General features: G+C 71.1%; 11 protein-coding genes and 1 pseudogene. 4 read left to right on the top strand and 8 right to left on the bottom strand.

From position 1 onward, the window contains the following. Positions 1 to 247: 247 nt before the first annotated feature. The 3 genes from ACZ5D2_RS40210 to ACZ5D2_RS40220 form a co-directional block, all read right to left on the bottom strand. A complete protein-coding gene (locus ACZ5D2_RS40210) occupies positions 248 to 997 on the bottom strand; it encodes a JmjC domain-containing protein (protein WP_371675129.1) in 750 nt (249 codons plus the stop codon). 17 nt (positions 998 to 1,014) lie between these two features. Continuing rightward, positions 1,015 to 1,545 carry a nucleoside 2-deoxyribosyltransferase domain-containing protein gene (locus ACZ5D2_RS40215; RefSeq protein ID WP_371675130.1) on the bottom strand — a complete coding sequence of 177 codons (531 nt, stop codon included), beginning with the start codon at positions 1,543 to 1,545 and terminating at the stop codon, positions 1,015 to 1,017. Positions 1,546 to 1,647: 102 nt separating this feature from the next. Continuing rightward, on the bottom strand, positions 1,648 to 1,776 hold the full coding sequence (locus tag ACZ5D2_RS40220) for a hypothetical protein (protein WP_371675131.1): 129 nt from the start codon (positions 1,774 to 1,776) through the stop codon (positions 1,648 to 1,650). 363 nt (positions 1,777 to 2,139) lie between these two features. Here ACZ5D2_RS40220 and ACZ5D2_RS40225 point away from each other — a divergent pair, with 363 nt between their 5' ends. Together ACZ5D2_RS40225 and ACZ5D2_RS40230 are read left to right on the top strand one after the other, a co-directional pair. After that, positions 2,140 to 3,189, top strand: a complete 1,050-nt coding sequence (locus ACZ5D2_RS40225) for an LLM class flavin-dependent oxidoreductase (protein WP_468936646.1) — start codon at positions 2,140 to 2,142, stop codon at positions 3,187 to 3,189. 12 nt (positions 3,190 to 3,201) lie between these two features. Next, a complete protein-coding gene (locus ACZ5D2_RS40230) occupies positions 3,202 to 4,512 on the top strand; it encodes an NtaA/DmoA family FMN-dependent monooxygenase (protein WP_468936649.1) in 1,311 nt (436 codons plus the stop codon). A gap of 10 nt (positions 4,513 to 4,522) precedes the next feature. Here ACZ5D2_RS40230 and rfaE2 read toward each other — a convergent pair whose 3' ends face one another. The 4 genes from rfaE2 to ACZ5D2_RS40250 all read right to left on the bottom strand — a co-directional run bounded on the left by rfaE2 (position 4,523) and on the right by ACZ5D2_RS40250 (position 10,285). Then, entirely contained in the window at positions 4,523 to 6,559 is a 2,037-nt protein-coding gene (rfaE2, locus tag ACZ5D2_RS40235) for a D-glycero-beta-D-manno-heptose 1-phosphate adenylyltransferase (RefSeq protein WP_468936652.1), read from the bottom strand. A gap of 111 nt (positions 6,560 to 6,670) precedes the next feature. Next, a complete protein-coding gene (locus tag ACZ5D2_RS40240) occupies positions 6,671 to 8,020 on the bottom strand; it encodes a phenylacetate--CoA ligase family protein (RefSeq protein WP_468936655.1) in 1,350 nt (449 codons plus the stop codon). A gap of 209 nt (positions 8,021 to 8,229) precedes the next feature. Next, positions 8,230 to 8,751, bottom strand: coding sequence for a hypothetical protein (locus tag ACZ5D2_RS40245; protein ID WP_468936658.1), 522 nt, complete (start codon positions 8,749 to 8,751; stop codon positions 8,230 to 8,232). Positions 8,752 to 8,938: 187 nt separating this feature from the next. Then, a complete protein-coding gene (locus ACZ5D2_RS40250; RefSeq protein ID WP_371675137.1) occupies positions 8,939 to 10,285 on the bottom strand; it encodes a phenylacetate--CoA ligase family protein in 1,347 nt (448 codons plus the stop codon). 856 nt (positions 10,286 to 11,141) lie between these two features. Here ACZ5D2_RS40250 and ACZ5D2_RS40255 point away from each other — a divergent pair. Both ACZ5D2_RS40255 and ACZ5D2_RS40260 read left to right on the top strand, forming a co-directional pair. Further along, complete coding sequence (locus ACZ5D2_RS40255) at positions 11,142 to 11,462, top strand: hypothetical protein (RefSeq protein WP_468936662.1); 321 nt, start codon at positions 11,142 to 11,144, stop codon at positions 11,460 to 11,462. An 83-nt stretch (positions 11,463 to 11,545) separates the two neighbouring features. Continuing rightward, a pseudogene (locus ACZ5D2_RS40260) lies at positions 11,546 to 12,519 on the top strand (helix-turn-helix domain-containing protein). Positions 12,520 to 12,562: 43 nt separating this feature from the next. Here ACZ5D2_RS40260 and ACZ5D2_RS40265 read toward each other — a convergent pair. Next, positions 12,563 to 13,132 (bottom strand): histidine phosphatase family protein, encoded by a 570-nt coding sequence (locus ACZ5D2_RS40265; protein WP_468936665.1) that lies wholly within the window; start codon positions 13,130 to 13,132, stop codon positions 12,563 to 12,565. Between the last annotated feature and the right edge of the window lie 179 nt (positions 13,133 to 13,311).

Raw genomic sequence — 13,311 nt, forward strand, 5'->3', positions numbered from 1 at the left:
CGGGGAAGAAACGCCCCCAACCACCCCCCCCCCCCCCCCCCCAAAAACCCCCCCCCCCCCCTCCCCCACCCCCCCCCCCCCCCCCCCCCCCCCCCCCCCCCTCCCCCCCCGAAGCGCTTTCCGGTGACGGTGACGGCGCCGGTGACATCGCCGACGCCGACGCCGACAGCCCGCGAACGACAGAACGGCCGTGCCGTCACCGGCACGACCGTTCCCCACGCCCCCGCCTTCGCGGGGTTCCCGCTCCTCAGCCGTCGAGCACGGCCGCCAGCGCCGCGAGCGAGGGCGCATCCGTCGATCGCGTCCGCGGACCGTCCGGAGCACCGGTGCCGGGCCTGCGCACCGTCAGCGACAGGTGCACGGACAGACCGCCGCTCCGGCCGACGGCCGAGTGCGGCGCTCCCCGCGGGATGTAGAGCACCTGGCCACGTTCCACCGTGGCCTCCAGCAGCACCGGGCCCGGGGCCGGCTCGTACCCGATCCCCCACGCGTCGTCCGCCGGGGCGCCGTGCACCCGCCACCGCTTGCTGCCGTTCAGCTGTACGACGAAGACGTCCGCATCGTCACGGTGCGAACCCAGCCCCTGCTCCCCCGGCGGAGTGACGAAGACGAACGCTTCGACGGGGCGGCCGAGTTCGGCGCCCAGCCGGCCGGCGAGCGCCGCCGCCCCCGGATGCCAGTGCTCGACGTTGCGCATCAGCAGGGTGACTCCCGAGGAGATCCTCCTCAGCACCTTCCCCGGGTCGGCGTAACCGGGGAACTCGTGTTCACCGAGCCTTCGCGGGGTGGTGAAGTCACCCGGTTCCAGGTTCCGTCCGCCACGGACCATCTCCAGATACGGCCTGCGGAGCAGGCCACCGGTCAGCACGGCGTCCAGGTCGGCCGGCGTGACCAGCCCGGCGGGCGGCACGCCCGGGCTCAGCACACGGGCCTCACGCCGCCAGGCCGTCCCGAGGAACAGCTCGGGGTCACCCACCAACGAGCGCAGAATTTCCATCAGGTGCTCACTTTCTCTTACGAGGCACTGCGAAGCGGACGGGACCCGGCGCGCAGCGCCTCCACCGCGGCGCTCACGGTGGAGGGGAGATCGCCGTGGACCGGCAGCCCCGGCCGCGCGCAGCGCAGCTGCGCCAGCACGTCCGGGCGGCGCCGGTACCCGTCCTCGACGCCCACCGCGATCGCCCGTCCCGTGGCCGCCGCCGCTCCCAGTTCATAGAGTGCGATGGGCTGTTCCGGCCGAGCGGCGCCGCCGCTCGGAAACCAGAACAGCACCAGGTCCGCCAGCGCCAGGTGCCGGTGCTCCCAAGCCACCATGGACTCGTTGAAGCCGGACGAGCCGGCGATGACCCGACGCGGGCTGAGGAGGGCCAGCGAGCACCGGTCGGCGCCGCCCGCGGACCAGATCCGGCGGAAGGCGGATATCGCGTCGTGGCGCCAGTCGGGGCAGTCGCGCATTCCACCGGCGAGGAAGACCCTCCTCTCCCCGGCCCGGGGAACGTATTCCTGCATGGACTCGACGACTCGCACCTGTGCGGTCTTCATCATGCGCTCTCTACTGGTGACGGGAAGAGGAGAATTCAGCCCTCAAATGGAACTGGTCGTGTACCCGCGGCACTCGCCGCCGGCACACGACCAGGAACGTGACGGTCAGATCACTTCCAGCCCGCCCATGAGGTCTTCCATCCCGCCCGAAAGGGCCTCCAGCTCCTCGTCGTTGACCTCCAGGGAGGTCTCCTGCCACGCGGTTTCCGGCGCGTTCTTCTGGGTGTCGCCCATGTCTTTCTCCTTCTGGCTTGACCAACAGGCTGAAGTTCCGTCAGAAGTCTTCAAGGAATGTCTTTCGGACTCCCGGAGAATCAGTTCTCTCGGGTGAGATGAGTCGAACTTAAAGGCGCCCCGAAGTGGCCGACAAGCCCTTTCCGACAGTTGCTCCGTTGCCTGCACCCGCGCGACTCCGGGGTTCCATCGATCCGTGCAACCTCCCCGGCCAACTCGGACGGAGCCGCAGCCCTTCTCCCGGAAGGCCGGGCCGGCCGGTCCCCCCGGCCTAGGCTGCGGGCCGAGCGGCAGTCCGATCGAAGGGGCTGCTCGCCCATCGACCCCTCAGCCCGTGACCAGCTCTTCGAGAGGAGCGCCCAGATGTTCCTCGGCATGGCCATCGACGCGACCGGCTGCCACCCGGAGTCCCGGTGGCATTCACCCGGCGATCCGCTGGACCCCGAGCACCATCGACAGCTCGTACAGGAGGCCGAACGGGGTGGTTTCGACTTCGTGACGCTGGACGACTCCATGGTGCTCCCGGAGGGGCCCGGCGCCGCGCTCGGGCGCCCGGACGCGGTGACCGTGCTCGCCGGGATCGCTCCACTGACCACCACCATCGGCCTGGTGCCCACGGTGACGACCACGCACTGCGAACCCGTACACGTGTCCAGGGCGCTGGCCACGCTCGACCACATCAGCGGGGGCCGCGCCGGCTGGCGGAGGCGCGTGGTCACCGCGGAGGCGGAGGCCGCGCACTTCGGACCCGAGCCACCCGCCCGCCTGGACGAACTCGAAGCGGAGGACGCCGAGTTCGCCGAGGTGGTCACCAAGCTCTGGGACAGCTGGGAGGACGGCGCGGAGATCAGGGAGGTGGCGGCCGGGCGATTCCTCGACCGGTCGAAGCTCCACCACATCGACCACGCCGGACGGCACTTCCGCATCAAGGGCCCGGCGAACGTACCGCGGCCGCCGCAGGGCCATCCCGTCCTCGCGGTCGACTTCGATCCGCGCGGACAGCGGGCCGCCCTTCACGACGCCGACATGGTGTTCGCCGACGTCCGTGACGTGCCGGAAGCCCGGGCACGGTGCGGAGCGCGCACCCGGGTCATGGGCGAGCTGGAGATACTGTTCGCCGGGGACCACGGCGTGTCCGGCTGGGGCGCCCGTCCCGGGGACGCCGCGCCGCACCGCACCCGGTTCGCCGGATCCCCGGTCGAACTCGCCCATCTGCTGGGCGACATGTGGGACTCCGGGGACGTCGACGGGTTCCACCTCCACCCCGCGTTCCTGCCCACCACGCTGTCCCGGTTCGTCGCGGAGGTCGTCCCGGTCCTGCGCCGGCGGTCCTGGCTCCGCCCCCGCCGGGAGACCTCACTGCGCGCGCGGCTCGGCCTGCCCGGCAGGGCCCCGAACGTGTTCACGGCCTGAAAGGCGGCCCCGATGAACAAGCCCGTCAAGCAGATGCACCTCGCGGCGCTCTTCCCCGTCAACCACATGACCGTCTGGCGCGATCGGCGCGCCGGAAGCCAGGTCGATTTCTCCTCCTACTCCCACCTGGCCCGCACGGCGGAGCGGGGCAGGTTCGACGCCTTCCTCCTCGCCGACTTCCCGCGGCTGGTGGAGCACCGCGGCGAGGTCTCCGATGTCGGCGTCGCGGGTCAGCTGGACCAGATCACCGTGCTGTCGGCACTGGCCTCCGTGACGGACAGGATAGGACTGGCCGCCACCGTCAACGCCACCTTCAACGAACCCTTCGACACGGCCCGCAGGCTGGCCACCCTGGACCACCTCTCCGGCGGCAGGTGCGGATGGAACGTCGTGACCACGCCGGACGCCTGGACCGGCGAGAACTTCCGCCGCGGCGGCTACCTGGCGCATGCCGACCGCTACGTCCGGGCAGCGGAGTTCGTCGAGGTCGCCCGGACCCTGTGGGACGGCTGGGGACCGCACGGGGCCACCCGGTTCCACCACGAAGGGCCGCACTTCCGCGTCGGCGGACGGTTCACCGTACCGACCAGCCCCCAGGTGTACCCGCTGACCATCCAGGCGGGGGACTCGGAGCAGGGCCGTGAGTTCGCGGCCGCCACCGCGGAGATGATCTACAGCCGTCGTCTGGGCCTGGCCGGCCAGGCCTTCTACGCGGACGTCAAGCGCAGGGTGGCCCGCCACGGTCGTGCCCCGGAGCACGTGAAGATCATGCCCGGGGTGTCGTTCGTCCTCGGCGACACCGATGAGGACGCCCGGGCGAACGCCGAGGCCGGGCAACGGCGGGCGGTGAGCCCGCAGCTCGCGATCTGGTACCTGGAACGCACCTGGGGACGCGACCTGTCGGCCTGCGACCCCGACGGACCGCTGCCGGACGTCGACCCCGATCCCGAGGCGGCACCGCCCCGGTGGCCGGGGCTGGCCGACGCCGTGGTGCGCTCGCGGCGGGCGGAGAAGTGGCGGGCCCTCGCCGCCGAGCAGAACCTCGGCATCCGGGAGCTCGTGATGAAGCTGACGGCGGGCAGGCCCTTCGTCGGCACACCCGCACGCGTCGCGGAGCAGATGAACGACTACGTCCAGTCGGACGGTGCCGACGGTTTCGTGGTGGTGCCCCGGTTCGCCCCCGGCGGACTGGACGAGTTCGTCGACCGGGTGGTGCCCGAACTCCAGGACCGCGGCGTCTTCCGCACCGAGTACGCGGACCACACCCTGCGCGGGCACTTCGGCCTTCCGGCGCCCACCGGTCGGGGGCGGCACACCGGGTGAGGTCGGGCCGTCACCTTTCTCCGGCGCCCAGCAGGATCCTGTCGACCATCCGGGTGGTCGACCGCCCGTCGACATAGGGCAGGATCACCGTCCGGCCGCCCCAGCTTTCGACCAGGGCCGCCTCGGGCAGGTCGTCCACCCTGTAGTCGCCGCCCTTGACGTAGACGTCGGGCCTGATCCGGCGCAGCGCCTCCTGCGGCGTGGACTCCGCGAAGACCACCACCCCGTCCACGGAGGCCAGCGAGCCCAGGACCGCCGCCCGGTCCGGGGCCGTGACGACCGGGCGCCGCGGTCCCTTCAGCCGACGGACGGAGTCGTCGTCGTTGAGGCACACCACCAGGCAGTCGCCCAGCCGGCGGGCGCTCTCCAGCAGTGCGATGTGGCCCGCGTGCAGCAGGTCGAAGCAGCCGCCGGTCGCCACCACGGTGCCGCCCGCGGCGCGCACGCGGGCGACCGCCTCCAGCGGGTCGGCGGGTTCGGTGCCCGGCTCCGCTGCCGCCGCACCCGCGGTCCAGGCGGCCGCTCCGCCGGCCGCCACGAACTCCCCGGCGGCCCGGACGGCGCCGGTGACCGCCTCCGAGAGCAGCGCGCCGTCCGCGAGCAGTACGGCGGCCGACGCGGCGAAGCGGTCACCGGCGCCGCACGTGTCCGCCCCGACGACGTGCCGCCCGGGAACGGCGAGGGGTGAGGACTTCGCCGCGTCCAGCAGGACGGCCCCGTCGGCTCCGCGGGTGACGGCGACCCCGGCGGCCTGCCAGAGGTCGACGAGCCGCCGGCCGCGCTCGATGTCCGACCGCAGGTCCGTGCCCGCGCTCCCGGGCGCGAAGGCGCTCGCCTCCCCGCGGTTCGGGGTGACCAGCCGGGCGCCGGGGACCGGTCGGGCACCGCGCGGGTGCGGGTCCCAGACGATCGGCGTCACGGGGGCGGCGGCCGCGAGGGCCGCCCGGACGGAGGCGTCCTCCGTGAGCCCGCGCCCGTAGTCCGAGACCAGGACGGCGCTCGCGCCGACCACCAACGCGCGTTCCTCCTCGGTGAGGGTGCGGCGCGGTCCGGGCGCGGCCTCGGGGGCCCGGCTGAACATCAGCACCGTTCGGTCGCCGGCGCGGACCCGGCTCTTCACCGGTGTCGGCCCGGCGAGCCCGAGGTCGATCACCCGGATCCCGGCGTCTCGCAGCAGTCCGCCGAGGTCCCGTCCTTCGCGGTCGTCGGACAACGCCGTGACCAGGGTGACCGGCCGTGCGCCGCGTGCGGCGAGCACCGCGGCGAGCCCGGCACCGCCGGGCCTCGAACGGACCTCGACGTGGTCGACGACGACGACCGGTGCCTCCGGGGAGACCCTGTCCACCGTGCCCACCAGGTCCCGGTCCAGGAGCGCGTCGCCCACCACGACCAGCCCGCCCGGCGCCGTGGGCGCTCCCCCCGTGGGCGCGTCCCCCGTGGGGGTCGCCGCCGGGCAGACGCCGAGCGCGATGTCGACGGCGGCGCACAGGAGGTGCACGGCCACCAGGTGGCATTCCTGGACGGTCGCGGTGGGACCGTCCGCGCAGACCGACTCGTCGGCAAGTTCGGTGAGCGGGTTCGGCTCCGTACCGGTGAGGGCCCAGACCGTCATGCCCCTCTCGTGGGCCGCCCCGGCCGCCCGCAGGACGTTCCCGCTGCGACCGGACGTCGACAACAGCACCAGGATGTCGCCGGGGCGCCCGTGGGCCCGGACCTGGCGGGCGAAGACCTCGTCGTACCCGTAGTCGTTGCCGATGGCCGTGACCGCCGAGGTGTCGGCGTGCAGGGCGATCGCCGACAGCGGCTGACGGTCGTCCCTGAGCCTGCCGACCAGCTCCGAGGTGAGGTGCTGTGCCTCGGCCGCCGAACCGCCGTTGCCGGCCGCCAGCAGGCGCGCGCCGCGCCGGAGCCGCATGGCCAGCTCGCTCCCCCACGCCCGCAGCCGCTCTACCTCCAGGCGGGCGAGCGCCCGTTGGAGGTGCTCGATGTGGTCGGTGCCGTCGGCGAGCGGCTTCGGCTGCCGCGGGACACTGCGCGCGCCTGTCACGGAGGATCTCCAGGTCGTTCGGACGGGGACCGCTCGGGGCGGGCCGGGTCGAGGCCGGTGTGGCCGGTGTGGCCGGTGGTGTCGGGTGGCCGTCCCCGGCCGCCGCGTCCTTCAGGAGTGGATGTACCTGGTGCGCTCCGGGGCCTGCGCGACCTCCAGGCGCTGGACCACGGGGTTGCGCTTGCCGCCCGCGGTGAGCACGAACGCGCCCTCCGGCCGGTGGCGCAGGCGGAAGCCCCGGCGCGGCCCGAAGTGCTCGCCGAGCCTTGAGTTCACCGACCGTACGGTCGCCGCCGCGTCGGCCGGGGCTCCGACCGTGACGAGGTCGAGCAGCCCCGGTTCGTGCTGTACCACCTGGAAGTCCGGCAGTCCGGCGGCGCAGAGCGCGGCCAGGAGCGCGTACGGGGAGTACGCCGCCCCGTCGAGCCCGACCAGGCTGCTCCCGGAACGCCCGAGCAGACCGTCGGTCACCGTCCCCGGGAGTCCGCAGTCACAGGTGGTGGGCCGGGGTGCCAGATCGCCCGTGACGTAGCGGATCACCGGCATGGGAGTGGAGAGCAGCTGGGTGAGGACGATCTCGCCGACTTCGTCGTCTCCCGCCGGGGTGATCTCCGGCAGGACGAGGTCGTCCTGGAAGTGCATCCGTCCGCGCCGGCACTCCCAGGCCGCGTAGCCGGTTTCCGACGTGGCGTAGAGCATCGTCACCCGGCAGTCGAAGGTCTCCTCGACCAGGCGCCGGCCGCTGTCGGGCATGTGCTCGTAGGTGGCGACGACGCCCTGCGGCCGGAGCCGTATGCCGCGTTCGGCGCAGTACCGCGCCAATGCGATCACCCGGCTCGACGAACCGGTGACCAGGTCGACCGCGAGCCGGCCCACCACGGCCTCGTAGTCGGCGACGATCCCGGGGGAATCGGGGTCGAAGCCGGCGAGGTTGCACTTGACGTAGGGGCGCGGCAGCATCACCGGTTCGAGCAGCGGCGTGCCCCCGAAGAGCAGTCCCACGTTGAGGACCGTTCCGCTGTCCGGGAGGCCGAGGTGGGCGCTGAAGCGCTCCCGGATCACGTCGTTCGACAGGCCGCCGGTTTCCACGGTGGAGAGCAGGGCGACGGGCTGTCCGGTGCTGCCGCTGGTCTGGGTGAGGAAGAAGCGGCCGGGCTCCATCAGGCCCGTCGCATCACGGCTGATGGAGTCGAGGAAGTGGGTGCGCAGATCGCTCTTGCGGGTCAGCGGGAAGTCGCCCAGTCCCACCTGCTCCCGGCCGCGCAGCGCGCGGTACCGGGGCACCCGTTCCCGGGCGGTGGCCAGCAGCCGGTCCAGTCGCTCGGTCCCCCGGTCCCGGTCGTACGCGGCCAGCTCCGCTATCTCCTGGCGCCTCTCCCGGAACCAGGAGGACGACGTCTTGCGCGCCATCCGCTCGCGCATCTCCCGGACGTCGTGGGCGAGGTCATTCGGCGAATTCAAAACGGCCCTCCGGATCGCTCTTCGCACAGCCCTCGGGCGGGCCGCTCGTGGCATCGTGATTTCCCGGTGATTTCCCGGTGATTTCCCGACGGTGTGTTCCGCGCATTCGTCTCCCGTCGGGACGAGCCGAACGTAGGCCGCCCCTCGAAGCGTCGACAAGCCCCGTCCCGCACTTCCTCCGGAACGTGCAGGACAAAGGGAGAACGGTGTCATCGATTCGTGCCACGGATGCCCGGACGAGACCGCTGTGGGGTCGACGGCCCCGGCGGCCGGTGGCGCACGGGCTCCTGAACGGCGACTCCGTCGGGCAGTTGGCCGCGGGGGTCGCACTGCCCGCCGTCGAGCAGCTTTCGGAACAGGGTCCCGGGTCGAGCCCACAGGACGGCCGTGACGCGCGGGTTCGCCATGAGCGTCGGGCACTCCACCCGTTGCCAGGTGTTCCCCCTCCTGACGGCGTCGCCGAAAATGATCCGCACCTCGCCCCGCGCGGCTTCGGAGAATCCCACCGAAGCCCATCGCCAGAAGGTCGCGGCCCGTTCGGAGTAGTCGGAGTAGTACGGGGTGGGCAGGCCGAGGTCTTCGATCAGCATCATCATCGTCCGCCCGCCGTACTTCTCGGCAGTGGCCTTCGCCGCCCCCTCGACCGACTTCCCCCCGTAGGTGCCGCTGTAGTACCACAGCGCGCGGGGATCGCCGCGTTCCACGGCGTGGCGCATCTGCTCTCTCGTCACCCACCTGGAACTGTCGTTCGTCTGCCCGGGAAGAACGACGCCGCCGCCGTTGGTCGGCCCCTCGTGCGCGAAGGGAACCGACTCGCCGACCGGCTCGGCCCTGATGGCCGCGGCGGAACGGGCCGGCGGAATCGGTGGCTCGGGACGGATGTTCACGGCAGCGGGTTCAGGTCGTCGTCATGTGCCGTCACAGGTATGCCGAGCGTTCGGGGGTGTCCGGCAACGGCAGGTGCTGCACCACCGGGTTGCGCTTGCCCCTGGCGGTGAACTGGAACGCGTGGTGCGGGCGGTGGCGCAGGCGAAAGCCCCGCCGGGCACCGAAGTAGGCGTCGAGGCGGGTGTTGATGTCCCGCACGCAGGCCGCGGCGGCTTCGACGGGGCCGACGGTCACGAGGTCGAGCGTGCCGGGTTCGTGCTGCACCACCTGGAAGTCCGGCAGGCCGCCTCCGGCCAGCGCGGCCAGCAGCGCGTAGGGGGAGTAGGCCGATCCGTCGAGACCGACCAGGCTGCTGCGGGCCCGGCCCAGCAGGCCGTCGGTCACGGTGCCGGGCAGACCGCACCCGCAGTCGACGGGCCGGGGCGCGAGGTCGCCGGTCACGTAACGGATGATCGGCATGGGGGTGGACAGCAGGGGGGTCAGGACGATCGCGCCCGCCCCGTCGGCGTCGGCCGGCTCGATCTCGGGCAGGACGAGGTCGTCCTGGAAGTGCATCCGCCGCCGCCCGCATTCGAAGGCGGCGTATCCGGTCTCCGACGTCGCGTAGAGCATGGTCACCGGACGGCCGAACGCCTCCTCGACGATGCGGCGGCCGCTGTCGGGCATGTGCTCGTACGTGGCGACGACGCCGTGGGGACGCAGGGTGATGCCGCGGCTCAGGCAGTACCGGGCCAGGGCGATGACGCGGCTGGACGAACCGGTGATCTCGTCGACCGGGAAGCGGCCGACCACGGCCTCGTAGTCGGCGACGATGTCGGGCGCGGTGGGGTCGTAGCCGCGCAGGTTGCACTTGACGTAGGGGCGGGGCAGCATCACCGGTTCGAAGAGCGTGGTGCCGGGGAAGAGCAGTCCCACATTGAGGACGGTGCCGCTGTCCGGCAGACCGAGGAAGGCGCTGTACCGCTCGCGGATCACCCTGTTCGCCAGTCCGCCGGTCTCCGCGGTGGACAGCATGGTGACGGGCTGTCCGGTGCTGCCGCTGGTCTGGGTGAGGAAGAACGCGCCGGGGGCCATCCGGCCGCTCCCGTCACGGCTGATGAAGTCGACGAAGTGCTCGCGCAGGTCGTTCTTGCGCAGGAGCGGGAAGTCGCCCAGGCCCGGCTGCTCGCGGTCGCCGACGGAGCGGTAGTACGGGACCTGCCGCGCGGCGGCGGCCAGCAGGTGGTCGAGGCGCTCGCGCCCCCGGCCCGGATCGTACGGAGCCATGCTCTCGATCTCCCCGCGCTTCTCCCGGTACCAGGCGGTCGACGCCTTGCGCGTGATGAGCTCGCGAAGCACCTGGACGTCGCGTGCCGGATCGCTCGGCGGCTTCAACACACAGTCCTCCTCGTGGACGGGGGCCGGGTGCCGGCGGCGTGCGCCGGCACCCGGACGGGACGGACGTCAGATGCGCTCGAGACCGCCCGAGACGGCCTCCAGGTCCTCATCGCCGACCTCGACGTCGAACTCGTCCGACGTGTTCGCCGAATCGGCATTCTGGATGTCGCTCACTGTTCCTCCAAGCAGGGTGCGGGTGAATTCCGACGGAAACCGATCGGGAATGTTCCGGCCGGGCCTTTCGGAATTTGCGTCTCTCGGTCGAGACGATTCGAAACTAAGGCTCCCGACGCGATGGCCACAAGAACTTTCCGACGCTTCCTCAGGAGCGTGTACGGATGGGGCCGGAACGTTTCACCGATTCATGCCGCGGTCGCCGACGGACCACGCCCGCGGACCGGCCGCCGTTCGTGGACACGGCCGGACGGGGTGAACGCCCCGGCCGCCGCGACAGTCCTCCCGGGTCCGCGGACCGGGTCTTGGCCGCAGGCCTCATCACCCCCGCCGCAACACAGGGTGACGGTCTCGGTGGCAGGCGGAGACGGGGTGGGGTAACCATGGCTCCAGACGGGGTGATTGGCGCCTGAGAACCGCTCTGCTGGGAGGCCGCCGTGCATACACATTCTTCCGATGGAGGGTCGGGTGACGGGGAACCACAGGCGGAAGCGGAATCGGGCAGGAGGAAGAAGACTTTCTGGAAACGTCCTTTGACGTGGGTCGTTACAGTTCGCCTGGGGGCCGCGGCGACGGTTCCAAGCGGCGCTCTTCAGGGTTTGTTCAAGACGGTGGGCAGCAAGGTCGTGAACGAGTTCGGGAAGGAGCAGACTCCCTTTACCGTGACCTTCGAAGACAACACATGTCCGGCCGTTTGGTCGCATTTCCCCGACGAACTCCGGACGTGCCCTCCGGGCCGTCGCCGGCGATCGTGAATTTTCCCTACAAGATCTCCACGACCGACCCGGAGGTGTTCCATTTCTCGGTACGTACCGCCAGGTGCGACTGCAGCTGGCACCTGGACATCGAATGGACCAGCAACGGGAAAATCGGTGCTTACCGGCTGGACAACGGTGGGAAGCCGTTTCGAACGCTGGCGCTGAAAAGCGACATCTGGCAGCCGGTCGGACTCTACGTGGGAAAGGACGGTACCGTCACCGGCCTGTCCCAGACCTCGTACTAGTGCCGCATCAAGCAACGTTCGCCCTATGGTGATGTATCGCTGGAGTGCTGCGCCGGGTGGTATCGGACGGCCAGAATGATCACGTGGCGGAACGCGTGCAGGTCCGGGAGATTGATGACGATGAGGGCAGGCGTCTGCTGCGGATCATCCGCAGGGGTACCGGCTCGGTAGTGACCTGGCGACGGGCGCAGATGGTGCTGTTATCCGCGCAGGGCATGTCCGTGGGGAAGATCGCCGAGGTGACGTTCACCAGCCCTGACCGGGTCCGGGACGTGATCCACAACTTCAACGCCGACGCTTCGCGGCGCTCTACCCGAAGTTCAAAGGCGGCCGGCCGAGAACCTTCACCCTCCCGGAACGCCGGGAGATCAAGAAGATCGCCAAGTCCAAGCCTGCCGAGCACGGCCTGCCGTTCTCGACCTGGAGCCTGGCCAAGCTGGCCGACTTCCTGGTCGCCGAGGGGGTGGTCGACGATATCAGCCACGAGGGCCTTCGCATCCTGCTCCGCGAGGAAGGCGTCTCCTTTCAGCCCCACCCCGGCCGGCAATGGGCCGAACGCGGCGGCCGGCACAAGGACCCCGACCGCGAGCCCAGACCCCGACGCCGAGCGACCTACACACGCCCGCACGGGGTCCGTCACCTCTTCGCCGCCTACGACCTGGCCAAAAACCAGCTCTACGGGCACATCAAAAAGACCAAGAACAGGTCGAAGTTCCTGGAGTTCTGCCGCTACATGCGCTCGCTGCACCCGACGGACATACGCATTGCGATCGTCTGCGACAACTACTCCCCGCACCTGACGACGAGACGCTGCCAGCGGGTCGCGACGTGGGCGGCAGCCAACAACGTGGAGATCGCCTACACACCGACCAACAGCTCCTGGCTCAACCGGATCGAGGCCCAGTTCACCGCCCTGCGCTACTTCGCTCTCGACGGCACCGACCACGCCAGCCACAAAGAACAGGGAAGCATGATCCGCCGCTACATCATCTGGCGGAACAAGCACGCCGCCGACGAACGCCTCCGCGAGGTCGTGAACAGGGCGAACGTCGCTTGATGTGGCAGTAGGTACATCTCGGACGGGACGTGGACAGTCGCCACTACGGCACGTTCCACCCGAGCACGACGGGCAGCCCGTGCTCGTAACCCAGCGTGTTGATCGTCCCCGGATGCGGGTGCCCGAACTGTCGCGCGCCCGACGCGTCGAGCCCGAGCCAGCGCGCGGTGAGGATGCGTGACAGATGGCCGTGCGCGACGACGGCCACGTCACCCTTGTCCAGCAGCGGCCGGACCCGGCCAAGGAAGGCGTCGACCCGCACGGTCACGTGCCCGAGGTCCTCGCCTGCGTCCACGCCGTCACGCCACAGCTCCCAGCCGGGCTTGAGCTCCTGGATCTGCTCGGCAGTCAGCCCCTCGTAGCGGCCGTAGTTCCACTCGACCAGGTCGGCGTCGGTTTCCGCACCGCTCAGCCCCGCCAGCTCGGCCGTCCGCACGGCGCGAGTCAGCGGGCTGCTGTAGACGGCGACGAACTCCCGTCCGGCCAGTCGAGGCGCGAGCGCACGCGCCGCGGCCTCCCCCGCCTCGGTCAGCGGCAGGTCGGTGCGGCCGGCATGCTGGCCGGTCCGACTCCACGCGGTCTCGCCGTGCCTGATCAATATCAACTCGCCCATGGCCGAGGAACATATCTCACACCGCACACAGGGCAAACGTTTCCTGACGCGGCACTAGTTCCTTTGCCCGACGCGGGGAAGGGATCCGGACAGAGGCCTGGGCCCCTTTTGGGAAAACCTCCCCGCCCTCCCCCTGGTCCCCCCGCCCCACCATCATCCAGCACCCACCCTCTCCCAAC

The sequence above is a fragment of the Streptomyces sp. NPDC031479 genome (assembly GCF_055581065.1).